Source organism: Actinoplanes subglobosus (assembly GCF_042650585.1).
GTDB classification, from domain to species: Bacteria; Actinomycetota; Actinomycetes; order Mycobacteriales; family Micromonosporaceae; genus Actinoplanes; species Actinoplanes subglobosus.
Genome location: NZ_JBHSBL010000018.1, coordinates 13,392 through 38,203, shown reverse-complemented (window position 1 = coordinate 38,203; position 24,812 = coordinate 13,392). Strand labels below are relative to the sequence as shown.

At 71.1% G+C, this 24,812-nt stretch carries 29 protein-coding genes; 13 read left to right on the top strand and 16 right to left on the bottom strand.

The features are described from left to right. Positions 1–28: 28 nt before the first annotated feature. Both sodN and ACFO0C_RS22075 read left to right on the top strand, forming a co-directional pair. Positions 29–433: a superoxide dismutase, Ni gene (gene sodN, locus ACFO0C_RS22080; protein ID WP_378068566.1), complete on the top strand. Its 405-nt coding sequence runs from the start codon at positions 29–31 to the stop codon at positions 431–433. Positions 434–569: 136 nt separating this feature from the next. After that, entirely contained in the window at positions 570–977 is a 408-nt protein-coding gene (locus ACFO0C_RS22075) for an anti-sigma regulatory factor (protein WP_378068565.1), read from the top strand. A 337-nt stretch (positions 978–1,314) separates the two neighbouring features. Here the strand turns inward: ACFO0C_RS22075 and ACFO0C_RS22070 are convergent, their stop codons facing one another. Together ACFO0C_RS22070 and ACFO0C_RS22065 are read right to left on the bottom strand one after the other, a co-directional pair. Next, a complete protein-coding gene (locus ACFO0C_RS22070) occupies positions 1,315–2,007 on the bottom strand; it encodes a FadR/GntR family transcriptional regulator (RefSeq protein WP_378068564.1) in 693 nt (230 codons plus the stop codon). Between the two features lie 38 nt (positions 2,008–2,045). After that, the gene (locus ACFO0C_RS22065) at positions 2,046–2,420 is read right to left on the bottom strand and encodes a hypothetical protein (RefSeq protein WP_378068563.1); all 375 of its coding nucleotides are present in this window, start codon (positions 2,418–2,420) and stop codon (positions 2,046–2,048) included. A gap of 51 nt (positions 2,421–2,471) precedes the next feature. On the opposite strand from ACFO0C_RS22065, the gene ACFO0C_RS22060 reads away from it, so the two are divergent. Both ACFO0C_RS22060 and ACFO0C_RS22055 read left to right on the top strand, forming a co-directional pair. Next, positions 2,472–3,422 carry a diacylglycerol/lipid kinase family protein gene (locus tag ACFO0C_RS22060; protein WP_378068562.1) on the top strand — a complete coding sequence of 317 codons (951 nt, stop codon included), beginning with the start codon at positions 2,472–2,474 and terminating at the stop codon, positions 3,420–3,422. A gap of 412 nt (positions 3,423–3,834) precedes the next feature. Beyond that, the gene (locus tag ACFO0C_RS22055; RefSeq protein WP_093619131.1) at positions 3,835–4,089 is read left to right on the top strand and encodes a WhiB family transcriptional regulator; all 255 of its coding nucleotides are present in this window, start codon (positions 3,835–3,837) and stop codon (positions 4,087–4,089) included. Positions 4,090–4,504: 415 nt separating this feature from the next. On the opposite strand, the gene ACFO0C_RS22050 is transcribed toward ACFO0C_RS22055, so the two are convergent. From ACFO0C_RS22050 to ACFO0C_RS22035, 4 genes are read right to left on the bottom strand one after another with little or no spacing between them, the layout of a single operon-like run. Continuing rightward, positions 4,505–5,230 (bottom strand): sirohydrochlorin chelatase, encoded by a 726-nt coding sequence (locus ACFO0C_RS22050; RefSeq protein ID WP_378068561.1) that lies wholly within the window; start codon positions 5,228–5,230, stop codon positions 4,505–4,507. Next, a complete protein-coding gene (locus ACFO0C_RS22045; protein WP_378068560.1) occupies positions 5,212–5,979 on the bottom strand; it encodes a phosphoadenylyl-sulfate reductase in 768 nt (255 codons plus the stop codon). Before ACFO0C_RS22045 ends, ACFO0C_RS22050 begins: the two co-directional genes overlap by 19 nt. Continuing rightward, the gene (locus ACFO0C_RS22040) at positions 5,976–6,137 is read right to left on the bottom strand and encodes a hypothetical protein (protein WP_378068559.1); all 162 of its coding nucleotides are present in this window, start codon (positions 6,135–6,137) and stop codon (positions 5,976–5,978) included. Before ACFO0C_RS22040 ends, ACFO0C_RS22045 begins: the two co-directional genes overlap by 4 nt. After that, a complete protein-coding gene (locus ACFO0C_RS22035) occupies positions 6,134–7,831 on the bottom strand; it encodes a nitrite/sulfite reductase (RefSeq protein ID WP_378068558.1) in 1,698 nt (565 codons plus the stop codon). Before ACFO0C_RS22035 ends, ACFO0C_RS22040 begins: the two co-directional genes overlap by 4 nt. 389 nt (positions 7,832–8,220) lie before the next feature. Between ACFO0C_RS22035 and ACFO0C_RS22030 the strand changes: the two genes are divergently transcribed. Further along, entirely contained in the window at positions 8,221–9,714 is a 1,494-nt protein-coding gene (locus ACFO0C_RS22030; RefSeq protein WP_378068557.1) for a glycosyltransferase family 39 protein, read from the top strand. Positions 9,715–9,756: 42 nt separating this feature from the next. Here the strand turns inward: ACFO0C_RS22030 and ACFO0C_RS22025 are convergent, their stop codons facing one another. Together ACFO0C_RS22025 and ACFO0C_RS22020 are read right to left on the bottom strand one after the other, a co-directional pair. Then, on the bottom strand, positions 9,757–11,301 hold the full coding sequence (locus ACFO0C_RS22025) for a sensor histidine kinase (protein ID WP_378068556.1): 1,545 nt from the start codon (positions 11,299–11,301) through the stop codon (positions 9,757–9,759). A 26-nt stretch (positions 11,302–11,327) separates the two neighbouring features. Then, complete coding sequence (locus ACFO0C_RS22020; protein ID WP_378069117.1) at positions 11,328–12,362, bottom strand: SIS domain-containing protein; 1,035 nt, start codon at positions 12,360–12,362, stop codon at positions 11,328–11,330. Positions 12,363–12,524: 162 nt separating this feature from the next. On the opposite strand from ACFO0C_RS22020, the gene ACFO0C_RS22015 reads away from it, so the two are divergent. Beyond that, entirely contained in the window at positions 12,525–14,066 is a 1,542-nt protein-coding gene (locus ACFO0C_RS22015) for a hypothetical protein (protein ID WP_378068555.1), read from the top strand. 24 nt (positions 14,067–14,090) lie between these two features. Here ACFO0C_RS22015 and ACFO0C_RS22010 read toward each other — a convergent pair whose 3' ends face one another. Next, a complete protein-coding gene (locus ACFO0C_RS22010; RefSeq protein WP_360337668.1) occupies positions 14,091–14,312 on the bottom strand; it encodes a biotin/lipoyl-binding carrier protein in 222 nt (73 codons plus the stop codon). Positions 14,313–14,437: 125 nt separating this feature from the next. On the opposite strand from ACFO0C_RS22010, the gene ACFO0C_RS22005 reads away from it, so the two are divergent. Then, positions 14,438–14,512, top strand: coding sequence for a 50S ribosomal protein bL37 (locus ACFO0C_RS22005; protein ID WP_369700219.1), 75 nt, complete (start codon positions 14,438–14,440; stop codon positions 14,510–14,512). A 44-nt stretch (positions 14,513–14,556) separates the two neighbouring features. Here the strand turns inward: ACFO0C_RS22005 and rsrA are convergent, their stop codons facing one another. The 5 genes from rsrA to ACFO0C_RS21980 all read right to left on the bottom strand — a co-directional run bounded on the left by rsrA (position 14,557) and on the right by ACFO0C_RS21980 (position 17,606). Then, a complete protein-coding gene (rsrA, locus tag ACFO0C_RS22000; protein WP_378068554.1) occupies positions 14,557–14,841 on the bottom strand; it encodes a mycothiol system anti-sigma-R factor in 285 nt (94 codons plus the stop codon). Positions 14,842–14,845: 4 nt separating this feature from the next. Next, entirely contained in the window at positions 14,846–15,643 is a 798-nt protein-coding gene (locus ACFO0C_RS21995) for a sigma-70 family RNA polymerase sigma factor (protein WP_378068553.1), read from the bottom strand. Between the two features lie 75 nt (positions 15,644–15,718). After that, the gene (locus ACFO0C_RS21990) at positions 15,719–16,327 is read right to left on the bottom strand and encodes an alpha/beta hydrolase family protein (protein ID WP_378068552.1); all 609 of its coding nucleotides are present in this window, start codon (positions 16,325–16,327) and stop codon (positions 15,719–15,721) included. A gap of 13 nt (positions 16,328–16,340) precedes the next feature. Continuing rightward, positions 16,341–16,736: a WhiB family transcriptional regulator gene (locus tag ACFO0C_RS21985; protein ID WP_378068551.1), complete on the bottom strand. Its 396-nt coding sequence runs from the start codon at positions 16,734–16,736 to the stop codon at positions 16,341–16,343. Positions 16,737–16,928: 192 nt separating this feature from the next. Further along, positions 16,929–17,606: an SOS response-associated peptidase gene (locus ACFO0C_RS21980; protein WP_378068550.1), complete on the bottom strand. Its 678-nt coding sequence runs from the start codon at positions 17,604–17,606 to the stop codon at positions 16,929–16,931. Positions 17,607–17,799: 193 nt separating this feature from the next. Here ACFO0C_RS21980 and aroA point away from each other — a divergent pair, with 193 nt between their 5' ends. The 6 genes from aroA (at position 17,800) to ACFO0C_RS21950 (ending at position 23,248) form a co-directional block, all read left to right on the top strand. After that, positions 17,800–19,092: a 3-phosphoshikimate 1-carboxyvinyltransferase gene (aroA, locus tag ACFO0C_RS21975; RefSeq protein WP_378068549.1), complete on the top strand. Its 1,293-nt coding sequence runs from the start codon at positions 17,800–17,802 to the stop codon at positions 19,090–19,092. 2 nt (positions 19,093–19,094) lie between these two features. Then, positions 19,095–20,159, top strand: coding sequence for a ribosome small subunit-dependent GTPase A (gene rsgA, locus ACFO0C_RS21970; protein ID WP_378069116.1), 1,065 nt, complete (start codon positions 19,095–19,097; stop codon positions 20,157–20,159). A gap of 36 nt (positions 20,160–20,195) precedes the next feature. Next, the gene (gene hisN, locus ACFO0C_RS21965) at positions 20,196–20,996 is read left to right on the top strand and encodes a histidinol-phosphatase (protein WP_378068548.1); all 801 of its coding nucleotides are present in this window, start codon (positions 20,196–20,198) and stop codon (positions 20,994–20,996) included. A gap of 102 nt (positions 20,997–21,098) precedes the next feature. Then, a complete protein-coding gene (locus ACFO0C_RS21960; protein ID WP_378068547.1) occupies positions 21,099–21,824 on the top strand; it encodes an anti-anti-sigma factor in 726 nt (241 codons plus the stop codon). Between the two features lie 29 nt (positions 21,825–21,853). After that, a complete protein-coding gene (locus ACFO0C_RS21955) occupies positions 21,854–22,411 on the top strand; it encodes a DUF5709 domain-containing protein (protein ID WP_378068546.1) in 558 nt (185 codons plus the stop codon). Positions 22,412–22,504: 93 nt separating this feature from the next. Then, positions 22,505–23,248, top strand: coding sequence for a family 16 glycosylhydrolase (locus ACFO0C_RS21950; RefSeq protein WP_378068545.1), 744 nt, complete (start codon positions 22,505–22,507; stop codon positions 23,246–23,248). A 1-nt stretch (position 23,249) separates the two neighbouring features. Here the strand turns inward: ACFO0C_RS21950 and ACFO0C_RS21945 are convergent, their stop codons facing one another. Both ACFO0C_RS21945 and ACFO0C_RS21940 read right to left on the bottom strand, forming a co-directional pair. After that, positions 23,250–24,485, bottom strand: coding sequence for a chitosanase (locus tag ACFO0C_RS21945; protein ID WP_378068544.1), 1,236 nt, complete (start codon positions 24,483–24,485; stop codon positions 23,250–23,252). A gap of 24 nt (positions 24,486–24,509) precedes the next feature. Further along, positions 24,510–24,734: a hypothetical protein gene (locus tag ACFO0C_RS21940; protein WP_378068543.1), complete on the bottom strand. Its 225-nt coding sequence runs from the start codon at positions 24,732–24,734 to the stop codon at positions 24,510–24,512. Between the last annotated feature and the right edge of the window lie 78 nt (positions 24,735–24,812).

Here is a 24,812-nt window from a genome sequence, read left to right as displayed (position 1 = left end):
TCATCGCAAACTCTATGGAGGAGTCCTGATGCGACTTCCGCGTTTCCTCACGCCGCGTACCGTGGTCAGCGCCCACTGCGACCTGCCGTGTGGTGTTTACGACCCGGCCCAGGCCCGGATCGAGGCCGAGTCGGTCAAGGCCATCGCCGAGAAGTACCAGGCGAACACCGACCCCGAGTTCCGCACCCGGGCCATCCTCATCAAGGAGCAGCGGGCCGAGCTGGTCAAGCACCACCTGTGGGTGCTCTGGACCGACTACTTCAAGGCCCCGCACTTCGAGAAGTACCCGCACCTGCACCAGCTCTTCAACGAGGCCACCAAGCTCGCCGGCGCCGCGGGCGCCAAGGGTCAGGTCGACCCGGCGGTCGCCGACCAGCTGCTCGGCAAGATCGAGGAGATCTCCAAGATCTTCTGGGAGACCAAGCAGGGCTGACCGTGACGGCCACCCGGCGGCCGGAGCGCTCCTTACCGAGCACCGGCCGCCGACGGCCGGACCGGCCAGTCGGTCACCAGGTGGTTCCGTTGCGTCGTTCAGCCGCTACAGTCTCTCCATCGGGAGGAGGGCTCGGGTGACCCAGTTGACGGAGACAGAGCCGGACGTCGGAGACGATGTCGTACTACTGACGGTGCCCGCCGACGGCGGCTACCTCGGTGTCCTCCGGACGGCCACCGCGGGCCTCGCCGCCCGCCTGCACTTCGCCCTCGACGAGATCGAGGACCTGCGCATCGCCGTCGACGAGGCGTGCGCCATGCTGCTGGCCATCGCCACCCGTAACGCCGAGCTCGAGTGCCGCTTCGCCGTCACCGACGACGCCCTCACCGTCGAGGTGACAGTGGCGACCGTCCGCGGCGCGCGCCTGCCATCGGAGTCGTCGTTCGCGTGGAAGGTGCTGACCGCCCTCACCACGTCGGCCGCCGCCGAGGCCAACGGCCGCCACGCCACCATCCGCCTCCTCACGAGGCGCACCGAGTTCTAAACCCCGCGGTGGTACGCCGTCCGCCACCTCAAGCGCACCCACACCTCCCGTGGCGGTCCCGCACGGGAACTGCCCACTCTCGGCCGCAACGCGACCACCGGGGCAAGGCCGCTGGTCACCGCCTTACAGACTCGAACCCGCAAGCCGGGACCGCACCCACAGAGCTGGCCCCACTGGGATTCCGTGCCGGCCGTGAGCCGTTTCGCCGGATCAGCCCGGCGGTCGCGTCGCGGCCGGGAGTGGGCAACCTCTCGCGGGGACTGCCACGGGAGGCGTGGCTGCGGTTGGGGGCGGCCGACGGCGTACCGCAAAGGGATTATCGAAATCGGACACGCCGTCAGCGCACCGCCTGCGCTATGTAGTCGAGGTGGGCGGCCGCCGCCCGGGTGGCGCCGTCGGCGTCGCGGACGGTGAGGCAGTCGATGATCGCGCGGTGATCGACGTCGATGCGGAACCAATAGTCGTCGGGGAGCGTGCCGATCACGTCCTCCCCGTAACTGGCCTGGTAGATGGGTCGCCCCACCAGTTCGAAGAGGGGGTTTCCGGAGGCCTTGGCGATCGCCTTGTGGAAGATCGCATGGGCGGCCAGCATGGTGGTGAAGTCGTCGATGGTGGGGTCGAAGAGCGCGCTGCGGAGTTCGGTGAGGTGGCCCTCGTCGCGGCGGATCGCGGCCAGGCCGGCGGCCGGGACCTCGAGGGCGCGACGCAGCTCCAGCAGGTCGGCGAGACCGACCGCGGCGGAGTGCGTGAGCAGGGCGAACCCGGTGGACAGACCGTCGGCCAGCTGTTCGGCGTCGGGATGGGCGACGAAGCTGCCGCCGGTGACGCCACGGGTGGTGACGATGAGGTGCTGGCTGGCGAGCAGGCGCAGCGCCTCCCGGACCGTGCTCCGGCTCACGCCGATCTTGACGCAGAGCTCGGGTTCGGGTGGGAGTCGCTCGCCGGGTTGCAGACGGCCGGACGTGATCTCCGCGCGCAACTCGTCCGCTAGCTGCTGATACGCGGGTGGGCGCACCGTTGAACCGGTCACCCGTCCAGGTTAGGCCCTGATCCGCTTCCCTAGACCCGCTAATCGACGCCCAACGCTCGGCTACTGGGTGGAACCAGGATCAGGGCGGCCGTCAGGGTCCCGAGGGCGAGCAGCGTGACCCCGGCCCAGATGGTGCCGTACTGGATCAGGAATCCGCCGGTGGCGAGCAGGAACAGCTGCACGACGACGGCCGGCCCGCGGGCGCGGACGGAGCGGCGGCCGAGGGCCCGTGCGACGAGGAAGACCGCGGCCGCGGCGAGGGCGGCCATCACGGTGAGCGACGCGGCGACGGCGATGACCACGTTGTCGCGGGTCAGATCAAGGACGATGAGGTACGCGGTGAGCGCGGCGAGTCCGGCGCTCTGCAGGTAGAGCAACCGGACCCCCCATTCGAGGGTGGGAACGCTGGGCACCGCTGCACCATACGGCAGCTTTATCGGGTTCCGGCGGGTACAGTCCCGCGCATGCGCGCACTGCTGGTGGTGAACCCCCGGGCGACGACCACCACGGAGCGCAGCCGTGATGTGCTGGTGCGCGCGCTGAGCAGTGCCGTGGAACTTTCGGTGGTGCACACCGAGCGCCGCGGCCACGCCACGCGGCTGGCGCGGGATGCTGCGGAGAGCGGCGTCGACCTGGTGGTGACACTGGGTGGTGACGGCACCGTGAACGAGGCGGTGAACGGCCTGCTCACCGCGCCGGCCGCGCTCGCCGGGCTGCCGGGCCCGATCGCGGACCGCCTTCCGGCACTCGCCGTGGTTCCGGGTGGATCGACGAACGTGTTCGCCCGCGCGCTGGGCATGCCGCGGGACTGGGCGGACGGGACGAGCGTGATCCTCGACGGGTTGCGGGACGGCCGGCACCGGGTGATCGGGCTGGGCCGCGCCGACGACCGCTACTTCACCTTCACCGCCGGCCTGGGCTGGGACGCGGCGACGATCCGGCGGGTGGAGCAGGCCCGGCTGCGGGGCCGCACGTCGACGCCGGCGCTCTACATGCGCTCGACGGTGAGCCAGTTCTTCCTGGGGATGGACCGGGGCGATCCGCCGCTGACCCTGGAACGGCCGGGTGAGACTCCGGACACGGCATTGAGCACGGTGATCGTGCAGAACACCGCGCCCTGGACGTACGTCGGTGAGCGCCCTGTCCAGTTGAATCCGGACGCCTCGTTCGATCTCGGGCTCGACGTGGCGGCGCTGCGACGTCTGACGATCGCTCGCAGCGCGCGGACGGTGACACAACTCGCGTGGCGGGCGGCAGATCCGCGAGGTAAACAGGTGTTACGTCTGCATGACATCGACGAGTTCACCGTGGTGTCGTCCCGGCCCCAGGCATTCCAGCTGGACGGTGACTATCTGGGTGAACGACAGAAGGTGCACTTCGTGTCCGTCCCATCTGCGCTACGTGTGATCTGCTGACTCGGGGGTACGTGTTCCGGGACACGTGCTCACGATCCGTTACAGAAACACGGGCAAAAGGTCTGCGAAGTGGCCGGGACCGTACTACATTGATGGGAGCGTTCGTCAACCGGCTCTGGCAGCAGCGGCGGAACCGGACATATGGGTGCGTGAGCCAGCTCACCCACCGGGAGAAACTTCCGGCGCTACCCTTGACAACGCGTGAGTTCGTGAAAGCATTCACAAGCGATAAGAAGTAACCGGTTGCCACATGTGCGCGTTCCTAATCAAGAAGCGCAGAACGGCGCCAACAACAAAAGCTTGCTGACGCACCGGTGAGCGTACGGGCACAAGCCGTCGCCAACCACTGCGCTCGCATATAGGTAAACAGCACTGTTTTCATTACCCCATCCGAAACAAGGAGTTTGCCGCCATGGACTGGCGTCACGATGCGATCTGCCGCGACGAGGACCCCGAACTGTTCTTCCCGATCGGGACGAGTGGACCGGCGCTCCTGCAGGTCGAGCAGGCCAAGGCCGTGTGCCGGCGGTGCCCGGTGACCGAGGAATGCCTCTCGTGGGCACTCGAGTCTGGACAGGACGCCGGCGTATGGGGCGGGATGAGCGAAGACGAGCGGCGCGCGGTCAAGCGTCGTGGCGGCCTCCGGGTCGGAGCTCCTACCGCCTGAAATCAATCCCCCACACAGCATTCGCGCCCCGGGCCTTACGGCACCGGGGCGTCTTGCTGTTTCGGAGTCCTCACAGCGCGCTCCACTCCATTGTGCGCCAATTCGATCACGGTACGTTTCCACGAACCCGCTTAATGATCTCGAAATGCCGCACCTGACGCTTTGAGTCGCGACTCCCGCACACTCCGCATTGGACGATCGTCTTCTCGATGCGAATCCCGCCGAATGTCGCGTAGCGCAGAGTGGTCGTTACCCAGAGCTACGAAGTCAAGTGAATATTGCCAGCCATCTCTCAGGAAGAGATCCGGGGCACTGAGACGGCGGTGACGACCAGCCGGGTTCAGTGACCGCGACGAGAACCAGGCGGGGCATCAAGCGCGGGGATCGGGCGGGAAATCAGGCGGGACGGCCGGCCTCAGGCCGCGGCGGCCAGCGACCCGGACAGCACCGACTCGACCCGGGAACCCACCAGCCGTACCAGCTCGGGCACGTCCCCCAGCGGCTCGGCGACCGCGACCGCCCCAGCCTCCCGGGCGGCCCGCACCGACGCGTCGTAGAGCAGCCCGGGCGCCAGGAAGTAGGCAGCCATCCCGATGCGGCGCGCACCGGCGCCCCTGAGCCGCCGGACAGCCTCGTCAGCCCGCTCTCCGGGCCCGGAGGCGCAGGAGGCGGCCGACGGCAGACCCAGACGCCTCCCCAGAGCCGCGGCGGCATCCACGACGGTCTGGCGGGCGGCGTCGTCCCGGGTGCCGGCGGCGGCGAGCACGACGGCATCGAGAGAGTCCTGCGGAAGACGGCGGGCGACCGCGGCGAGGAGGAGCGGCGACGCGGGCCCGAGGACGTCGGTGGCGGCCACCAGGACCGGCAGGGACGAGGCGTCCCGGATCACCGCGGGCAGATCGACCCGTCCGTGGTAGGCGGCGGTCAGCAGCAGCGGGACGAGCACCGCCCGGGACCCGCCGGGCAGGGCCGCCAGCACGTCCAGCGGCCGGGGCCCGGCGTGGTCCAGGTACGACGCCCGGACCCGCCAGTCCGGCCGGGCCCGGGCGACCGCCCGGGCCAGCGACGAGGTCGACGCGGCGGCGCGGGGATCACGGCTGCCGTGGGCGACCAGGACGACGGTCAGACGTGCAGACCGCATTCGGTCTTCTCGAACATCGCCCAGCGACCGGCACGCGGGTCCTCGCCGGCCTTGGTGCGGCGGGTGCACGGCCAGCAGCCGATCGACCCGTAGCCCTTCTTGAACAGCTCGTTCACCGGCACGTTCCACCGGCTGATGTAGGCGTCCACGTCGTCCTGGGTCCAGGCGGCGATCGGGTTGACCTTCACCTTGCCCTTCTTGGCGTCGAAGGCGACGACCGGGGTGTTGGCCCGGGTCGGCGACTCGTCGCGGCGCAGGCCGGTGGCCCAGGAGTCGTACTCCGCGAGGGCCCGCTCCAGCGGCTCCACCTTGCGCAGGAAGCAGCACTCGTCGGGGCTGCGGGCGAAGAGGCGGGGGCCGTACTCGCCGTCCTGCTGGCCGACGGTGAGGCGCGGCCGGATCGAGCGGACGTTGACGTTCATCGTGCGGATGACGGTGTCCCGGACCTTGAGGGTCTCCGGGAAGTGCAGGCCGGTGTCGAGGAAGACCACGTCCACACCGGGGGAGACCCGGGAGAAGAGGTGGGCCACGACGGCGTCGGCCATCGAGCTGGTGACACAGAACCGCTCACCGAAGGTGTCGGTCGCCCACTTGGCGATCTCCTCGGCGGGCGCGCCCTCCAGATCCGCCGCCGCAGCGACCGCGAGAGCCTGGAGTTCGGCAGGTTTACGACGTTCGGGATCAGCGCTGACGACGGGCCCGCCCAGGTTGACCAGGCCCAGACCGGAGGCGTTGAGGAGGCTGCTCATGTGCTGCTCACTCCCTTGGACAGAAGGCCGATGAACTTGACGGAGAAGACGCGGACGCAGGAACGGCACTCCCAGGCGCCGTGCGAGGCCTCGTTGGGACGGAGGTCCTCGTCACCGCAGTAGGGGCAGTACATGGGTGGCTGCCTGGTCTCGCTCATTTCAGGAGCTCCTCGTCGGCGCGCAGGACCCAGTTGGCGAACGTCTCGGCGGAACCGTCCCGCCCGTCCAGGTAGTTCTGGGCGACGCGTTCCACGTACTCCGGAAGCTCCTCGGCCGTGGTCTTCAGACCGCGGACCTTGCGCCCGAAACCGGCGGTCTCGCCCTTGGCCATGCCGAGGGCGCCGCCGAGGTGGATCTGGAAGCCCTCGACCTGCTCGCCGTGCGAGTTGAGGACGAGCTGGCCCTTCAGACCGATGTCGGCGACCTGGGTGCGGGCGCAGGCGTTGGGGCAGCCGTTGATGTGGATCGACAGGTCGCTGTCGAAGCCCTTGAGCCGCTCCTCGAGCCGGGCCACCAGCTCCTCGCCGCGGGCCTTGGTCTCGACGATCGCGAGCTTGCAGTACTCGATGCCGGTGCAGGCCATCGTGCCGCGGCGGAACGCCGACGGCCGGGCCTCCAGCCCGATCGCGCGGAGACCTTCGACGAGCGGTTCCACCTGGTCGTCGGCGACATCCAAAACCAGCAGCTTCTGGTACGCGGTGAGCCGCACCCGCTGCGACCCGTGCTTCTCCACCAGGTCGGCCAGCTTGGTCAGCTGCTCGCCCGAGGACCGGCCGACGACCGGCGCCGCCCCGATGTAGTTGAGCCCGTCGCGCTGCTTGTGCACGCCGATGTGGTCGATCGGCTTCTCCGGCAGGTCCGGCGACGGCCCGTCGATCAGCGCCCGGCCGAGGTACTCCTTCTCCAGGACCTCGCGGAACTTCTCCACGCCCCAGTCGGCGAGCAGGAACTTGAGGCGGGCCCGATGGCGCAGCCGGCGGTAGCCGTAGTCCCGGAAGATCCCGACGACGCCCTCCCAGACGTCCGGGATCTCGGCCAGCGGCACCCACACGCCGAGCCGCTCGGCCAGCCGCGGGTTGGTGGAGAGGCCGCCGCCGACCCAGAGGTCGAAGCCGGGGCCGTGGTCGGGGTGCTCGACACCGACGAAGGCGATGTCGTTGGCCTGGTACGGCCCGTCGGGCAGCCAGGAGATGACCGACTTGAACTTGCGCGGCAGGTTCGAGTAGCGCGGGTCACCGACGTACCGCTTGACGATCTCGTCGATCGCGGGCGTCGCGTCGATCACCTCGTCGACCGACACCCCGGCGACCGGGCTGCCGAGCACGATGCGCGGGCAGTCGCCGCACGCCTCGGTGGTCTGCAGCCCGACCGACTCCAGGCGGCGCCAGATCTCCGGCATGTCCTCGACCCGGATCCAGTGCATCTGGATGTTCTGCCGGTCGGTGATGTCGGCCGAGTCACGGGCGAACTCGGTGGCGATCCCGGCGATCACCCGCAGCTGGGCCAGGCTGAGCGCGCCACCGTCGATGCGGACCCGGAGCATGAAGTACTCGTCCTCGAGCTCCTCCGGCTCCAGCACCGCCGTGCGGCCGCCGTCGATACCGGCCTTGCGCTGAGTGTAAAGGCCCCACCAGCGGAAACGGCCACGCAGGTCGGCGGGGTCGATCGAGGAGAAGCCGCCGTGCGCGTAGATGTTCTCGATCCGCGCCCGCACGTTGAGAGGGTTGTCGTCCTTCTTGCTGCGCTCGTTCGGGTTGAGCGGCTCGCGGTGTCCGAGCGCCCACTGACCCTCGCCACGCGCCTTGCGGGGGCGGGCGGCCGGCCTTGCAGCGGGAGTGTTGCTGGGCGCCATTTCGGCGTTCCTCCGGGTTTCGTGGGCGCGCGGTGCCGCTCACGGCCCTTCAGGAGGCTCGTGACGTCTGTGTCAGGAGTCGGGCCCGGCGGTCGCACACCCGAACGGGAAATCGGGCGTCGTCAGGAAGCCGGACACATCGCGCTGCGGACACGGCCGTAGTCAACGTGGCGGCGGGCCACGAAGCGGCGGTCAACTGCAGCGGTCATGTCGATAAGACTCTCACGGGAACGTAAAGTCGGCTAGAGAGGTCCAGATTCCGGGAGTGTGGCCAACCGCACCACGTCGTTCACCGGCGTTCGCCCGCGCGTCTCCGGGTTCTCATCCATCGACCAGCGCCCGGTAAGGTTCGCTTCGCATTACCCCCGGACGCACGCCGAAGGTCGGAGATGGCTGTTCAAACCCTGAGCGACGACTCGCCGCCCCGGACCCTGGCCGGCCCGGCTCCCCGTCGCCTGCCGACCGTCTCGACGCTCCGGGCGCTGATCCCGTCGCTGGTCCCGGCGCTGCTGATGCTGCTGGTCGGCCGCTTCCGGATGGGCAACCCGTCACTGGGGCGCGACGAGAGCGCGACCTGGCTGGTGAGCCAGCGGACCCCGGGCCAGATCGTCGACCAGGCCGGCCACCTGGACGGGGTGATCGCGCCCTACTACATGTTCATGCACTACTGGACGGCTGTCTTCGGCGACTCGGAGATCGCGATGCGGACGCCGTCGCTGATCGCGGTGGCCGTCGGCGTCGGCGTCGCCGGTGAGCTGGGCCGGCGCCTGTTCGGTTCCGGTGTCGGCCTGCTCGGTGGCCTGCTGCTCGTGGCCGTCCCCCAGCTGAGCTGGTATGCGCAGGAGGCGCGGGCCTACGGTCTGGCGTTCCTCTTCGCCACGACCGCGACCCTCCTGCTGTACAACGCGGTGGACCGGCACCGCTGGTGGCGCTGGCTGCTGTACGGGCTGACGGTCACGCTGACCGGCCTGGCCCACATCTTCGCGCTGCTGATGTTGGCCGCCCACTTCTACATCGTGGTGTCGCGCTGGTGGCTGAGCCGGGAGAAGCCGATCTTCTGGTGGTTCCCCACCACCTTCGCGGCGCTGCTGCCGCTGGCGCCGTTCGTCTATCTGGGCGCCACCCAGCGCGGCGGTCAGCTGTCCTGGATCGAGGAGATGAGCGTCCGGACGGTGCTGGGTGCGCCGGCCGCGATGTTCGGTACCGCGGTCGGGAGCCTGGTGATCATCGGGTTGGCGCTGGCCGCCCGCTGGCCGGACCGTGCGCTGATCCGGGAGCTGGGAGTGCTGGCGGTGGTCCCGCCGGCGGCCCTGATCGGTGCCTCGTTCTTCACCGACCCGGTCTGGGTGCCCCGTTACGTGCTGTTCGTCCTGCCCGCGTTCGCCCTCTGCGCTGCGGCCGCGCTGCACGGCCTCCGCGTCCGTGCCGTCCTGGTGCTGGCCCTGGTCGCCGCGACCGCGGTGCCGGACCAGCTGACGATCCGTGGCCCGGCCACCCACATCGGCGCCGACTACCGTGCCCTCGCGCGGATCATCTCCGCGAAACAGCAGCCCGGCGACGCGATCGTGTACGCGGAGGTCGGCAACTGGGGTCTGCGCGCCGGCATCGAGTACCAGCTTCGCGGCAAGCCGAAGCCGATCGACGTCCTCGCCCAGACCCCGGCGGACGTGGCCGGCCAGCTGGCACCGCTGGAGTGCGCCGATCCCGCCCCGTGCCTGGCCGGCGTGCGACGGGTCTGGTATTTCCGTCAGTGGCAGACCGGGAAGCCGCTGGACGACGCGGGCCGGCTGGCGCCGACGCTCAGCACCGACTACCGGCAGATCGGTATCTGGAAGAAGACCAAGGGCACGCTGGTCCTGCTGGAGCGCGAGCCCGCCCGCTAGGGCTCGCCCCCGTTCGTCGTCGATCAGGGGAAGCCGGGCATCTCAGCGCTTGCCGAGCGGGACGACCAGGACCGCCTCGGTGCCGCTACCGGCCCGGTTGCGCAGCTCGATGCTGCCGCGCAGCTCGCCGGTGGCCAGCGCCCGCACGATCTGCAGGCCGAGCCGGTTGCTGCCCTCGAACTTGAAGCCCTCCGGCAGGCCCCGCCCGTTGTCGGCGACGGTCACGTGCAGCTGCTTGCGGAACCGGTGGGCGGAGACGACCGCCTCGCCCCCGCCGGTGGCCGTGGCGGGCTCGGCGTCCTCCTCGGGCTCCGGGAAACCGTGCTCGACCGCGTTGATCAGCAGCTCGTTGAGGACCATGACGAGCGAGGTGGCGATCTCGGCGGGCAGCACGCCGAAGGTGCCCTCCCTGCGGATCTTGACCGGCACGCCGGTGGTGGCCACCTCGGTGGCGGCGGACGCGACCCGGTCCACGATGCCGTCGAACTCGACCGCCTCGTCGCTGGACATCGACAGGGTCTCGTGGACGAGGGCGATCGACGCGACCCGGCGCACCGACTCCTCCAGCGCCATCCGGGCCTCCGGGGCGTCCACCCGGCGGGCCTGGAGGCGCAGCAGCGCGGCGACGGTCTGCAGGTTGTTCTTCACCCGGTGGTGGATCTCCCGGATGGTGGCGTCCTTCGTCATCAGGGCCCGCTCCCGGCGGCGCACCTCGGTCACGTCGCGGACCAGCACGAGAGCGCCGATCGGGACACCGGCCGGCAGCAGCGGCAGCGCCCGGGTGAGCACGGTGGCCCCACGGGCCTCCACCTCCATGCGGGCCGGGAACTCGCCGCGCAGGGACGCCAGGATCCGCTCGGACGCGTCGTTGCCCTCCAGAGGGTCGCCGGAGAGCCGGCTGGAGAGCTTCGCCAGCTCCTCGCCGACGAGGTGGGCGTTGAACCCGAGCCGGCGGTAGGCGGACTGGGCGTTGGGGCTGGCGTAGGTCACCTTGCCGGAGGCGTCGAGCCGGATCAGGCCGTCGCCGACCCGTGGCGCCGAGGTGATCTCCCCGGGCAGACGGGGCGGCGGGAACGTCCCGTCCGCCACCATCTGCGCCAGGTCGTCGGCGGTGGTCAGGTAGTTGAGCTCCAGCTGGCTGGGCGTGCGCGCGGTGCTCAGGTTGGTGTCGCGGCCGATCACCGCGATCACCTCGCTGAGCGCCTCCTCCAGGTCGGTGGCGTCGCGCAGCCGGACCGGGATGGCCTCGTGGCGGGCGGGGGTGTCGCCGTACCAGACCGGGTCGCCCTCACGCCAGATGCGCTCCTGGGTGATGGCGACGTCGAGGTGTGCCACTTCCGGCCCGCCGACGATCTTGCCGACCTGGTCGTCCTGGTACGCCGTGGGCGCGGTGGTGGGCCGCACCTGCGCGACGCAGAGGAACTCCCGCGGCCGCCGCGGCTCGCCCTTGATCGGCACCCAGAGCAGCAGGTCCGCGAACGAGAGGTCGGACAGCAGCTGCCAGTCACCGGCGATGCGGTGCAGGTGGTCGATGTCGGCCGAGCTGAGGCTGGTGTGTTCTTCGACGAGATCGCGCAGGGTGGACACGGCCCCAGCCTGCCATGTCCGTGTTTCTAAAGAGTCGTGGTGACCTTCTTGAGCCCACGGGGCGCGTCCGGGTCCTCGCCGCGGGCCAGCGACAGGGCCAGCGCGAGCTGCTGCAACGGCAGGATGTCGAGCAGCGGCCCGTAACGCTCGTCGACGGCCGGGACGGCGAGTCGGCCGGAGGCGCCCTCGACGTCGGAGCCGCCGATGGTCACCACGTCGGCGCGGCGCTCACCGAGCCGGGCCACCACGTCACGCATGGACCGGCCGCCGGGGCCGTCGCCGACCACGGCCAGAACCGGGACGTCCGGGTCTGCCATGGCGAGCGGGCCGTGCAGCAGGTCGGCGCCGGAGAAGGCGAGCGCCGGGAGGTAGGACGTCTCCATCAGCTTGAGGGCGGTCTCCCGGGCGGTCGGGTAGGCATAGCCCCGCCCGGTGGCGACCAGGCTCGCGGCGAACCGGTAGCGCTGCGCCAGCTCGGTGGCGGAGCGGTCGGCCAGCACGTCGGAGGCGAGCTGCGGCAGCTTCTCCAGCGCGGCGCGCTCCTCGGCCGGCAGCCGGCCGTCACCGGCGCGGATGCCCTCGACCAGGATGAGCAGCGCGAGCAGCTCGGCGGTGTAGGTCTTGGTGGCGGCGACGGCACGCTCGTGCCCGGCGACCACGTCGATGGAGAGCTCGGCCGCCCGCGCCAGCGGCGAGTCGGGGTTGTTGGTGAGCGCGAGGGTCAGCGCGCCGGTCTCCCGCGCGACGCTGAGCACACCGGTGAGGTCGGGCGAGCCACCGCTCTGGCTGACGCCGATGACCAGGGTGCCGGTGAGATCGGGGCGGGCGCCGTAGAGCGTGATCGCGCTCGGGGAGGCGCTGGCCACCGGCAGGCCGAGGCGGATCTCGGCCAGGTAGGCGCCGTAGAGGGCGGCGTGGTCGGAGGTGCCCCGGCCGACGAACAGGACGCTGCGCGGTGCCCGGCGGGCGACCTCCGCGGCGACCTCGGCGATGGCCGCGGACGGCCCGTCCTCCAGGAGCCGTGCGAAACCGGCGGGTTGTTCCGCGATGTCCTGCGCCATCCCCTGGCCTCGCTGTGTCACGTGATCCTCCCCTTCTCGCGCGCCTCATGCGCATTCTGTGCGCAGTCTTGCAAGAACAAGCTTACTTGGTCAAGGTTTCGTGCACGAATGAGCAAACGTGAGGACTGACAATCGGCGTCTCTTCCCCTAGGGTCTTCACTCGTGGATTCCCGCCCATCGGCCCGCCGTGACCTCGCGCGCGCACGCGCCGCCCTGGACGCCGGCGAGACCGTCTCCGCCGCCGGGCATCTCGCCGCGGCACTGGCCCACGCACCCACCCTGCCCGAGATCCACGAGCTGCTCAGCCGCTTGGCCGCCGGATCCGGAGGCGGGCTCGACCTCTTCCCCGTGGAGCCGCACCCGCCGGTCGGCCGGCTCGCCGCCCGGGCACATCTGCTCGCCGCCGCCGGTCGCCCCGAGGAGGGTCTGCCACTGCTCGCCGCGGCCAGTGGGCACACCCCGGCGCTCGACTGGGCCGGCGTGCCGTGGGTGGCGGAGCCGGCACTCGGCGCCCGCATCGATCCGGGGCAGCTGGCGCGTACCGTCATGCGTCTCTGCACCGCCGTCGGAGACCCGGCGCCGACCGAGACCGTCGGACCACTGCGTCCCTATCTGTCGGTCGTCCGCCACGCCGTCGCCGCCCACGGTGAGCACGCCATGCTCCTCGGCGCCGGTTCGGCGCTCGCGCGCCGGCTCGGCGAGGTCCGCCTCGCCGTCGAATGGGCCGGGCGAGGCGCCCGGGCGCAGCCGTCCAAACTCGGCGAGATCTGGCTGGGGTACGCGTTGCGCAGCGCCGCCCGGATGCCGGAGGCGCTCGCCGCCCTCCGCCGGGCCGTCGCCTACGACCCCGACGACCTCTCGGTCTACGCCGACGTCGCCGCCACCCTGGCCGATCTGGGCCGCCTGGACGAGGCACTGCGCTGGACCGAGCTGGCCCTCGAGCGCGACCCGGCCTTCGACTGCGTGGTGCACACCGCCCACCGGCTGCGGTACCGGGCCGACGGCGACGTCCGGCACCTGGTCGACCTGGCCGACTTCATCCGCGACCACCCGGACGACGCGCACGAGCACACCGACCTCGAGGAGTGCTGCCGGAACACCCCGTGGCTCGGCGGGCTCCCGGCCGGTACACCGCTGCCCGCGGGTCGGGCGCCGGTCAACGCCGAACCGTCCGCGGACGCGCTGCGCCGTCTCCAGCGGGTCGCCGGGCAGACCTGGCCGCACCCGCCGGGCGCCTACGACCGGGCCCTCGGCCTGGTGCTGGTCGAGCCGTGGGAGCTGCTGGCACTGCTCGCCCACCCGGAGACCGCGCGGCCGGAACAGCAGAGCGGCCTGGAGGTGTGGGCCTGCCTCGGCCTGCTGCACCACGGCACCGAGGAGCCCTGGCTCGAGTCGAGCCGCCGGCGCCTGCTGCTCGGGCTGCTCGACGGCGACGTGGACCGGGTGACCCAGGCGGCGATGTTCGCCCTGGTCGCCTACGCCTGGGTGGACCCGGAGGCCCGCGCGGACATCGCCACGGCGGTCGCCGGCCGGGTCACCGAGACCACCTCCGGCCCGTCCGCCCGCGCGGTGGCCGAGCTGGCGCTGGCCGCGCCCGGCCTGGACCGGCCCACCCGGGAGCTGGCCGCGGCCACGCTCCGGGTGCCGGCCGTCCCCCGCCAGCGAGGCCGGGGACGGTCACTGCTGCGCTGGCGGCGGGACTAGGCCGCCTTTCCCTGGACGCCGCGCCTAGGAGATCACCGCGATCAGATCGCCCTCCTGCACCACGTCTCCCTCGTTGACCGCGAGCTCGGACACCGTGCCGTCGCTCTCGGCGATCACCGGGATCTCCATCTTCATCGACTCGAGGATGACCAGCGTGTCCCCCTCGGCGACGGTGGCGCCGGGCGCCGTCACGACCTTCCACACATTGGCCACCATCTCGGCACGGATCTCGTCCGCCATGGTCAGTGCCTCCCTCGTCAGCTTTCGGTGACGCCATCAAACCACGGTTGTGGTGCGGGCGAGTCCTGCCCGGCCGGACGCGCCCATTACGATCGGCAGCGAGTTCAAGCACCACGGACAGGAGAGCCGACATGGCGAAGAAGGCCCGCAAGAAGAAGGCCCGTAAGAAGAGCGGCGCCAACCACGGCAAGCGCCCCAACAGCTGACAACGAAAAGGCCCGGCGATCACGCCGGGCCTTTCGCATGATGATCAGGCTAGGAACTCGCGCGTCTCGGTCTGGACCTCCAGCTGGCCGAGTTTGCTGCGCAACCGCTCGCGCAGCTCCATCGGCGCCCGCTCGTCGCCGCAGCACCTGCCGACCAGCGCCTTCACCTCGTGCTCGATACCGAACTCACGCAGGCAGCCGGAGCACTCGTCGAGGTGCTTCTGGATCAGCAGCCGCCGCTCCTCGGAGCACTCCAGGTCCAGGTAGAGGTAGACCTCGCTGAGGACGATGCTGCAGTCGGTGTCGTGCTCGTTGGATTCGTGGCCCATGTCGTCACGCCCCCTGCGACTCGGAGGTCGTGGTCCGGGTGATGCCCCGGTCCACCGCGTACTGCTCGAGCAGCTTGCGCAGGTTACGCCGGCCGCGGTGCAGGCGTGACATGACCGTTCCGATGGGCGTGCCCATGATGTCGGCGATCTCCTTGTACGAGAAACCCTCGACATCGGCGAGGTAGACGGCGAGCCGGAAGTCCTCCGGCAGGGACTGGAGCGCTTCCTTGATGTCGCTGTCCGGCAGCCGGTCCAGCGCCTCGGTCTCGGCCGACCGCAGACCCTGCGACGTGTGCGACTCGCTCGACGCGAGCTGCCAGTCGGTGATCTCCTCGGTCGGCGCCTGCACGGGCTGACGCTGCTTGCGCCGGTACGAGTTGATGTACGTGTTCGTCAGGATCCGGTAGAGCCAGGCCTTCAGATTCGTACCCTGCTCGAACTGGTGGAACGCGGAGAACGCCTTGAGGAACGTCTCCTGCACCAGATCCTCGGCGTCGGCAGGGTTACGGGTCATCCGCAGGCCTGCCGCATACAACTGGTCGACGAACGGCAACGCCTCACGCTCGAAGCGCGCCCGGCGCTCGTCCGTTCGTTCCTTCTGGGCCACCCTGGACTCTCCCCTCGACCGCCCCGCCGAGGATACGGGTAGTGCCCCTGTAACGCTCTCGAAAACCGCCGGTGTGCTCACGCTCACCGGCTGCGCCACCGGCGTCGTCTCCACCGCGGGCCACTCGGGGGAACCCAGAAGGTCCCGCACCCGGACCGCCTCCCGGCCGTCGCGCTCGACGCTCCCGACACCCACTGGCCAACCCCTTCCGCTGACGTCTGTCCAGCTGGATAACGTCTGCGGCCGGTCCGTGCATTCCCTTCACGTTTCTCAGCGCGCCCAGGAATGGCGGCGCAGCCACTCCAGAACGATCTCCACTGTGCCCGGGAGATCCTTTCGCAGATCGTGAACAGCGCCGGGACGAACGGCCACCTCGACGGTCCCGCCCGGGGACGGCACACCGAACGGATCCCGGTCCCCGTTCACCGCGAGCGTCGGCACGGCCACCGGCAGCTCGCCGGCCCGGCTCTTCTCCGGCTTGCCCGGCGGATGCAACGGGAAGGCCAGCGCGAGAACCCCCGCGGCACCCAGCGTTGTCGCGGTCCGGCACGCGACGCGCGCTCCACTGGAGCGGCCACCGACGATCAACGGCAGACGGGGTACGCGCAACGCGCCCACGATCGAGAGCCAGGCCTCGTCGAGATGCCCGGCCGGTGCGGGCGCACGCCGACCGGCCACCCGGTACGGCTGGGTGACCAGGGCGACGCGCACGCCGGCCGCCACCGCCGCGTCGTGCACCGCGACCAGGTCGGGCGCGTCGACGCCGCCCCCGGCACCATGACCGAGGACGAGCAGGCCGTGCGCCCGCCCGGACGGGACGGTGACGACCGCGGCGGCGGGGCCGCGTGGTGTTTCCAGTGTTATCTCGGAGCGCGACACGCGCTCCGTTCTATCAGCGGCTCACCGGTGTGAGCGTCAGAAGACGGCGATCCTCGTCGTCCGGCGAGTCGTCGACCTCCTCACCGTTGGCCTGGATCCGCTCCCGCCAGGCGACGAGCATGGCCCGGCGCTCCCGGGGCGTGGTGCCGCCCCAGACGCCGTGACAGTCGCCGACCTGCAGCGCCCAGGCCAGGCATGGCCCTTGCACGTCGCACGTGCCGCAGAGCGCGATGGCTCCACCGGACGGCTCGTTGGGTGCTGGAAAAAACGTCTCGGGATCCACGCTCCGGCAGGCGCCGCGTGTGCGCCAGGCCTCATCGGTGCTGCGTTGCGCGATCGCCTCGAGCAGCCGCGGGTCACGTCGCGCGATAGCAACCTCGTGCGGACGCGGCATGCGTGCTCGTGTCATCAGCCCACCTCCCCCGTGGGACCGGAACTGCATGTGGCGGCCGGGCCGCACCTTACGGTCCAGCACCACTCCGGCGCAGTTTTGTACCGCAGGCTACAAGATCAGAACAAGGGGTTGATCGATCTGGAAACAAAGTTGCCGGTTTAGAATGACCACATATCCCGACAAATATTCCTGTGGATCTTCGAGATTTCAAAAAAGCGTAATGTTGGCCGCCGGCTCGATCAGCTCGGGACTGTTGTTGCGCACATTGCCGACCGCGGCACCGACCGGGCGCACCTCGATGGCCTCCAGATCACGCTCGGAGAGCGGGCTCAGCAACCGCTCGGCATCACCGCCGCCGGCCAGCCAGTCGGCCCAGCGATCGGCCGGCAGAATCAGAGGCATCCGGTCGTGCACCTTCCGCAGCCCGCCGAGCGCGGCCGTGGTGATCACGCTGCACGTGAGCACCGACTCCGGGCCCCAGGCCGACCAGAGACCGGCGAAGGCCAGCGGCTCACCATCGGCCGGGGTCATGTAGAACGCCTGCTTCTCCTTGCCGTCGCGCACCCACTCGAACCAGCCGTCGGCCGGGATCAGGCAGCGCCGCTTGGCGAACGAGCTCGCGAACGACCGCAGCTCGGTGACCGTCTCGGCCCGCGCGTTGATCATGCGGGCGCCGGCCTTCAGATCCTTCGCCCAGTGCGGCACCAGGCCCCAGCGTGCGGTGTCCAGCACCCGGGCCTCGTGCTCCTTCGACATGCGCACCAGCGGAACCGGATCGGTGGGAGCGACGTTCCAGCTGGCGCGCAGGGGCTCGGCGACGTCGACGGCCTCGAACAACTTGCTGAGGTCGGCGTTGCTCTTGGTCGTCGCGTATCGCCCGCACATGCGCAGGAGATTACGCCGCCCACCGGACATCCGTCCGCCCCGAAACACCCCCCAAGTGGCTGGCGCTGCCCGCCCGGCCACGAACCGCCGCCCACGCCGAAGGCGCGACGTCTTCACACGGGTGGGGGTATCGCGCCGGAAATGTCCCGCGGGGCGGGAACTCGGGGCGGGAATGTCAGAGGGCGACGGCAGAATGTCGGGCGTGACTGCTGAACTCCGTCCCTGGCTCGCCCCGTCCGCCACCGGCCCGGTCACGGCGACCGTGCGGCTGCCCGGCTCGAAGTCGATGACCGCCCGCGCGCTGATCCTGTCCGCCCTGGCCGACGGCCCCTCGGTGATCGAGGCCCCGCTCCGGGCCCGTGACACCGTGCTGATGGCGGCCGGCCTGCGGGCGCTCGGTGTCGAGGTGGACACCTCCGACGACACCCGCTGGGTGGTGAGCCCGGGTCCGCTGCGTGGCCCGGCCCGGGTCGACGTGGGGCTGGCCGGCACGATCACCAGGTTCCTGCCTCCGGCCGCGGCGCTGGCCGACGGGCCGGTCGAGTTCGACGGTGACCCGCACATGCGGAAACGGCCACTGCGCCCGATCGTCGAGGCGTTGCGGGCGCTGGGCGTCACGATCGACGCGTCGCCGATCGACGGCCTGCCGCTGACCGTGCACGGTTCCGGGGTGGTCGCGGGTGGCGAGGCGGTGATCGACGCGTCGGCGTCCAGCCAGTTCGTGTCCGGGCTGCTGCTGTCCGCGGCCCGGTTCGCCAAGGGGCTGACCCTGCGGCACGAGGGCCCGCCGGTGCCGAGCGCCCCCCACCTTCGGATGACGACGCACATGCTGCGGGCGGCCGGCGTGGTGGTCGACGACAGCGTGGCCGACGTGTGGACCGTCGAGCCGGGCCCGCTGAGCGGCCGGGTCTGGACGATCGAGCCCGACCTGTCCGGTGCGGCTCCGTTCTTCGCGGCCGCGGCGGTGACGGGTGGCGCGGTCACCCTGGCGGGCTGGCCGGCCGACAGCTGGCAGCCGGTGGCCCAGGCGGTGGGGATCTTCCGGGCGCTGGGCGCCGAGGTGACCCAGTCGGCCGAGGGGCTGACCGTGCGGGGCACCGGCACGCTGCGCGGCATCACCGCCGACCTGTCCGAGGTGGGCGAGCTGACTCCGGTGGTGTCGGCGCTGGCGGCGCTGGCCGAGGGCCCGTCCGAGCTGCGCGGCGTGGAGCACATCAGGGGTCACGAGACCGACCGGATCACGGCGCTCGCCACCGAGCTGGGCAAGGTCGGCGCGCGGGTGGCCGAGTTCCCGGACGGTCTGCGCATCGAGCCGGGCGAGCCGTGCGGCGCCGATTTCGAGACCTACGCCGACCACCGGATGGCACACGCCGCGGCCGTGATCGGACTCGCCGTGCCGGGGGTGAACCTCACCGACGTAGGTTGTACGTCGAAGACGTTGCCCGAGTTCCCCGAACTCTGGGCGGGACTCGTGGCGAGGAGCTGACACTGCCGGCGCGTAAACGGGAGTATGACGAGGACGATGTCCGGATCCGGCCGGGCAGGTCGTCCCGGCCACGTACCCGGACTCGCCCGAAACACGACGATGCCGTCGATGCCCTGGTCATCACGGTGGACCGGGGGCGGTACGGGTGTGTCCGCGAGGACACCGGCGGCCTCGACGTGATCACCGCGATGCGGGCCCGCGAGCTGGGCCGCAAGTCGGTGGTGGTGGGTGACAGGGTGGCGTTGGTCGGCGACTCGTCCGGCGCGGCGGGCACCCTGGCCCGGATCGTCCGGATCGGCGAGCGCACGTCGGTGCTGCGGCGGACGGCGGACGACGACGACACCACCCCCGAGGGCCGCCTCGAGCGGGTGGTGGTGGCCAACGCCGACCAGCTGGTGATCGTGAGCGCGCTGTCCGACCCGCCGCCCCGGACCGGGTTCATCGACCGATGTCTGGTGGCGGCGTACGACGCCGGCATCGAGCCGCTGCTCTGCCTGACCAAGGCGGATCTGGCCGGCCCGGAGCAGGTGCTGGGCTACTACGCCGAGCTTGATCTGCCGCATGTCCTGGTGCGCCCGGGCAGCGACCTGGAGGAGCTGCGCGACCGTCTGGCGGGCCGCATCTCGGTGCTGGTCGGCCACTCCGGGGTGGGCAAGTCGACGCTCGTCAACCGCCTGGTGCCGGATGCTCTGCGGGCGGTCGGCGCGGTCAGTGCGATCGGCAAGGGCCGGCACACGTCGACCAGCGCGGTGGCGTTGCGGCTGCCCCCGGCCGGCCGGTCGCGCCGGACGGATCCGGGCTGGATCATCGACACGCCGGGCATCCGGAGTTTCGGGCTGGCCCACGTGAGCGCGGAGAGCCTGCTGCACGGGTTCCCCGACCTGGTCGAGGGGACGCTGGAGGACCAGCCGAACTGTGGTCACACGGCCGCCGACAGCGACTGCCGGCTGGACGCCTGGGTGGCCGAGGGGAAAGCCGACGAGCGCCGCCTGGTGTCGTACCGCCGCCTGCTCTCCTCTCGTGCCGGTGAGGGTGACGTGCGGGACAACGTCGCCGACGAGGTCTGAAAGCGGGAAGCCCGGTTGATGGACTAGCTTTCTGGCATGGCCGGATATGCCGACGATCTTGCGCTTGCCCACGTTCTCGCCGACTCGGCCGATGCCATCTCGATGGCGCGGTTCCGTGCTCTGGATCTGAAGGTCGAGGAGAAACCGGATCTGACCCCGGTGTCGGACGCCGACACCGCGGTGGAGAAGGCGATCCGCGCGACCCTGGCCCGGGCGCGGCCACGCGACGGCGTGCTCGGTGAGGAGTTCGGCCGGACGGCGGCGACCGCCGGCCCCGGTAACCGGTATTGGGTGATCGACCCGATCGACGGTACGAAGAATTTCGTCCGCGGCGTGCCGATCTGGGCCACCCTGATCGCGCTGATGGAGGGTGACACCCCGGTGGCCGGCCTGGTGTCGGCGCCGGCGCTGGGCCGCCGCTGGTGGGCCGGGCGCGGGCTGGGCGCCTTCGCCGGCCGCAACCAGCACTCGGCGACCCGGATCAGCGTGTCGTCGGTGCGCAAGCTGACCGACGCCAGTTTCTGCTACGCGAGTCTGAACGGGTGGGCCGACAACGGCCGGCTCGACCAGATGATGGACATCCTGCTCGGTGTCTGGCGCAGCCGGGCCTACGGCGACTTCTACGGTTACATGCTGCTGGCCGAGGGCGCGCTGGACGCGATGGCCGAGCCGGAGCTGTCGCTGTGGGACATGGCGGCGCTGATCCCGATCGTCACCGAGGCGGGCGGCCGGATCACCGACCTCGACGGGCGGCCGACGGCGGACAAGAGCTCGGTCATCGGCACCAACGGGCTGCTGCACGAGAGCGTGCTGACCGCCCTGGCCCGTCGCCCCTGACGACCACGCGTTCCGGCATGACCACCCCGTTACGGGGTAACCCGCACATGCCCGTGTCCTCGACATGCGCACGGGTCACGGGTTATGCACAATGGAGCGATCATGCCGAGCGAGGTTCGTCACCGGGTGGAGCACGGTCAGGCCTACCCTCTGGTCCGGCTGGCCGGGGTGCTCGACGGCGCGACGACCGGCCCGGTCCGGTCCGCGCTGCTCGATCTGCTCGCGGCCCAGCCCGAGGCGATGGTGGTCGACGTCGGCGATCTGCGGGTGGTCGAGCCCGGCGCGGTCGGGGTGTTGCGCCAGTTGCTGGACGAGACCCGCGAGTGGCCGGCCACCCGTCTGGCGTTGTGCGGGCCGGCCGACACCACGGCCTGGGAGCCGAGCGGCTGGCCGCTGTGGCCCGATCCGGCCGGGGCGTTCGCGGCGCTCGGCACGCCCGGCCCGCTGCGGGTCGGCATCGAGCTGGAGCCGGTGGTCGGTGCGGCCCGGCTCGCCCGTGAGGTGATCACCGAGGCGTGCGGGCGGTGGGACCGGCCGGAGCTGATCGGTAACGCGTGCATCGTGGCGACCGAGCTGGTCAACAACGTGGTGGCGCACGTCCGTACGCCGATGAGCCTGCTCCTGGCCCTGCACGGCGACGCGGTGAGCGTGGCGGTCCGGGACTTCTCGCCGGCGCTGCCCCGGTTCGGTGGCCCGGTGCCGCCGACCGCCTACGGGGGCCGCGGCCTGCTCCTCGTCGACGCGGTGGCGGTCCGGTGGGGGCATCTGTCGCTGGACGGTGGCAAGGTGGTCTGGGCCCGGCTGGACAGCGGCTCCGGTCCGGCATGATCGACCCCGCTGGTGGGTAGTCAGCGGACATGCGAGACAACGACTACCCGGCCGAGGTCACCGATCCGGAGGCGTCGGGACTGCCGGACACCGCTGATGACGATTCCACCGCGTACGACGAGGTGAACAGCCCGCGGTGGGCCGATGGGCCGGACCCGGCCGCGCTCGCCGGTGTGGGGCCGGGCGGGTCGAACCGGTTCGGTGACACCGCCGAGGAGCAGCGGCGCGGCGAGTCCCTGGACCGGCGGCTGCGGCAGGAGGAGCCGGATTTCGGCGCCGAGCCCGCGAACCCGGAGCGCCGCGACCCGCTCGACGAGACGGTCGACGATTCGGAGCGGCGCGAATTCGACCGGGACGTGTGGGAGCCCGGTCCGACGTCGGATCCGTCGTCACCGGTGTCGCTCTACGACGACGGTCAGCTCGACGGTGACTCGCCGCGCCCGGTGGGGCGTCTGGTCGCACCGGACGAGGGTTCGGGCTGGGACGACGAGGCGGAGAGTGTCGCCTACGACGCGGGCGCGGCCGGTGGTGGCGCGAGCGCCGAGGAGCTGGCGATGCACGAGACGACCGCTCCGGACTACCGCTGACCGGACGTCCGGTCACAGTCCCGTAAAAACTATTGCCGGTAGCGCTCCCAGTTCAGCAGAGTGCCTCCACCGATCTTCGAGGTGGAGGAGAGCATGAGAGGGCGCGCTCTGACGGCGGCCGCGGTGATCCTCGCCGGCTCGCTGGCGGCGACGTGGACGACCGGGCGCGACGATGCCGCGGAGGCGGCCACGGTGAACCGGACCGTGCTCAGCGACTCCTTCTCCGGCGACCGCGGCGACCGCCCGGACGACGATGTCTGGGCGGTCGCCGGCGGTGGGCGGCGGAGCACGGCGGTGCTGGACGGCAACGGCCGGCTGGCGCTGGGCGCGGTGCTGCGCACCGGGAAGACCTTCACGCAGGCGTACGGCCGTGCCGAGGCCCGGATCAGCATGTGGCGGCAGGACGGCGCCTGGCGGGCTCTGGGTGTGCTCGACGACCAGGGCCGGATACCGGCCGGGACCGTGGAGACGCTGGCCTCGGACCGGGTGGACGAGAACTTCCACACGTACGCCGTCGACTGGACGCCGACGACGCTGACCTGGTCGGTCGACGGCCGCAAGGTCATCCGGTTCACCCGGGCGGAGAAGGGCACGCCGCTGGTGTTCGTGCTCAACCTGGCGTCCGGCGGCTACTACTCCGGCGGCATGCTGGTCGACTGGGTGACGGTCCGTACGCCGGTGCAGGTCCGGGACGCCGCGAAGTGGAAGCCGTTCACCGCGTACAAGGCCGGTCAGCTGGTCGGGTACCGGAAGGTGGTCTACCGGGTCCGGGAGGCGCACACGTCGCTGCCCGGCTGGCAGCCCGACCTGGTGCCGGCCCTGTTCGCGAAGGACTGAGTCAGCCCGTCACGGTGTACCGGTCGCCGTAGACCTCCCACGTCAGCGGGGTGGCCAGGTCGAGGTTGCCGGCGTTCAGGAACACCCGCTGGGCGGTGTCGACCCGGCTGGTGTCGGTGTGTGCCGCCTCGTCGCGCATCTCGCCGGCCCGCACGTCCAGGAACGCCGTCAGGTAGGCGATCTCGTCCCCGCCCTGCACCGGCGTCCGCTGTCGGGCCACCACCTGTTCCCGGATCGCCCGCAGCCCGGAGACGCCGTGCATGACGGCGGCGTCGTAGTAGGCGAACTGGCCGAGCGCACGCAGCCCGTCGGCCTCGGCCAGGCGCACCGCCGGGGAGAAGTACATCCGGTCGCGGGCGTCCTCCTGGACCTTGCGGAACACCGGGTCACCGGCGGCCGCGGCCCGCCAGGCGTCCGGGAAGTCCGGGTCGAGGCCCTCGTGGGAGTCGGTGCCGTCCACGGCACGCAGCGCCGGCAGGTAGTCGGCCAGCACGTTGCCCGGTCTGCGGCGGGTGTACTCGGTGACCACGGCCAGCAGGTCCGAGGTGCCGGAGCAGAAGCCGACGATCCCGGCGGTGTAGCCGCGGCCGTCGCGCAGGTCCTCGATGTAGCCGTATTCCGACCGCCATTCGAGTGTCGAGTTCTCCGCGCTGGAGACGAGCTTGAGCGCGATCTCCTTCTTGGTGCCGGTGTTCAGTCCACCGGCGACGGGCGGGACCGCGGCGGTGGCGGCCGACATGGCGGCGGGAGCGGCCCGGCCGGGACCGTAGGCGCGGACGTCCCACAGCGAGTAGCCCTCCGGGGTGCCCCGCTGGACGCCCAGGATCCGCAGGTGCCGGCCGGTCGCGGAGAGGCCGCGGATGTCGTCGACCCCACCGTCGCCGGTGGACGTCCGGTACAGGTCGTGCCACGTCGCGCCGTCGTCGGACAGCTGGATCCGGTACGCCTTCGCGTACGCCCTGGCCCAGTGCAGCCGCACCCGGCGGACCTCCTGGGCCGTACCGAGATCGATGTCGACCCATTGGGTGCCGGTGCCTGCCGCACCGCTGGACCACCGCGTCCCGGAGGCGGTGTCGGTGGCGCCGGAGGCGGTCCACGCGATGCTCTCGGTCGCCGACGCGAGTGTCGGCCGGTCCCTGGTGAGCACCACGTCGGAGGAGGCACTGGCCGCCACCGAGATGGCGAGGGGCACGCAGAGCACCGCAGCGATCCCGCCGCCCAGCACCACAGATCGCATGCGTCAACGCTAGGCCGGGCGACCTCAGCGACGCCTGCGGTTCCGGGAAATCAGCATCACGACGACCACGATGATCGCGACGACGGCGACACAGCAGACGAGTCCGAGGATGCCGAACACGCCGAAGCCGCCGCGCCGGGATCTGGTGGCGGCCTCGATCAGCGGGCCGGCGCCGTTACCGGCGGCCCAGGCCTGCGCCGGGACCAGCACACCGAAGGTCAGTCCCGCGAGGGCCGCCGTGAACCACATGCGAAGTCTTCGAGCCATGTCACCCATGTGCCCCATGCTGACCGATGTACGCAATGAGCAGAGCTGTTTGGGTAGAGC

Coding starts and splice junctions, on each gene's coding strand:
- sodN (WP_378068566.1), top strand. CDS start 29: ATGCGACTTCCGCGTTTCCTCACGCCGCGTACCGTGGTCAGCGCCCAC.
- ACFO0C_RS22060 (WP_378068562.1), top strand. CDS start 2,472: ATGCGCGCACTGCTGGTGGTGAACCCCCGGGCGACGACCACCACGGAG.
- ACFO0C_RS22055 (WP_093619131.1), top strand. CDS start 3,835: ATGGACTGGCGTCACGATGCGATCTGCCGCGACGAGGACCCCGAACTG.
- ACFO0C_RS22050 (WP_378068561.1), bottom strand. CDS start 5,230: ATGCGGTCTGCACGTCTGACCGTCGTCCTGGTCGCCCACGGCAGCCGT.
- ACFO0C_RS22045 (WP_378068560.1), bottom strand. CDS start 5,979: ATGAGCAGCCTCCTCAACGCCTCCGGTCTGGGCCTGGTCAACCTGGGC.
- ACFO0C_RS22040 (WP_378068559.1), bottom strand. CDS start 6,137: ATGAGCGAGACCAGGCAGCCACCCATGTACTGCCCCTACTGCGGTGAC.
- ACFO0C_RS22035 (WP_378068558.1), bottom strand. CDS start 7,831: ATGGCGCCCAGCAACACTCCCGCTGCAAGGCCGGCCGCCCGCCCCCGC.
- ACFO0C_RS22030 (WP_378068557.1), top strand. CDS start 8,221: ATGGCTGTTCAAACCCTGAGCGACGACTCGCCGCCCCGGACCCTGGCC.
- ACFO0C_RS22020 (WP_378069117.1), bottom strand. CDS start 12,362: ATGGCGCAGGACATCGCGGAACAACCCGCCGGTTTCGCACGGCTCCTG.
- rsrA (WP_378068554.1), bottom strand. CDS start 14,841: ATGGGCCACGAATCCAACGAGCACGACACCGACTGCAGCATCGTCCTC.
- ACFO0C_RS21985 (WP_378068551.1), bottom strand. CDS start 16,736: ATGACACGAGCACGCATGCCGCGTCCGCACGAGGTTGCTATCGCGCGA.
- ACFO0C_RS21980 (WP_378068550.1), bottom strand. CDS start 17,606: ATGTGCGGGCGATACGCGACGACCAAGAGCAACGCCGACCTCAGCAAG.
- aroA (WP_378068549.1), top strand. CDS start 17,800: ATGTCGGGCGTGACTGCTGAACTCCGTCCCTGGCTCGCCCCGTCCGCC.
- hisN (WP_378068548.1), top strand. CDS start 20,196: ATGGCCGGATATGCCGACGATCTTGCGCTTGCCCACGTTCTCGCCGAC.
- ACFO0C_RS21960 (WP_378068547.1), top strand. CDS start 21,099: ATGCCGAGCGAGGTTCGTCACCGGGTGGAGCACGGTCAGGCCTACCCT.
- ACFO0C_RS21955 (WP_378068546.1), top strand. CDS start 21,854: ATGCGAGACAACGACTACCCGGCCGAGGTCACCGATCCGGAGGCGTCG.
- ACFO0C_RS21950 (WP_378068545.1), top strand. CDS start 22,505: ATGAGAGGGCGCGCTCTGACGGCGGCCGCGGTGATCCTCGCCGGCTCG.
- ACFO0C_RS21945 (WP_378068544.1), bottom strand. CDS start 24,485: ATGCGATCTGTGGTGCTGGGCGGCGGGATCGCTGCGGTGCTCTGCGTG.
- ACFO0C_RS21940 (WP_378068543.1), bottom strand. CDS start 24,734: ATGTGGTTCACGGCGGCCCTCGCGGGACTGACCTTCGGTGTGCTGGTC.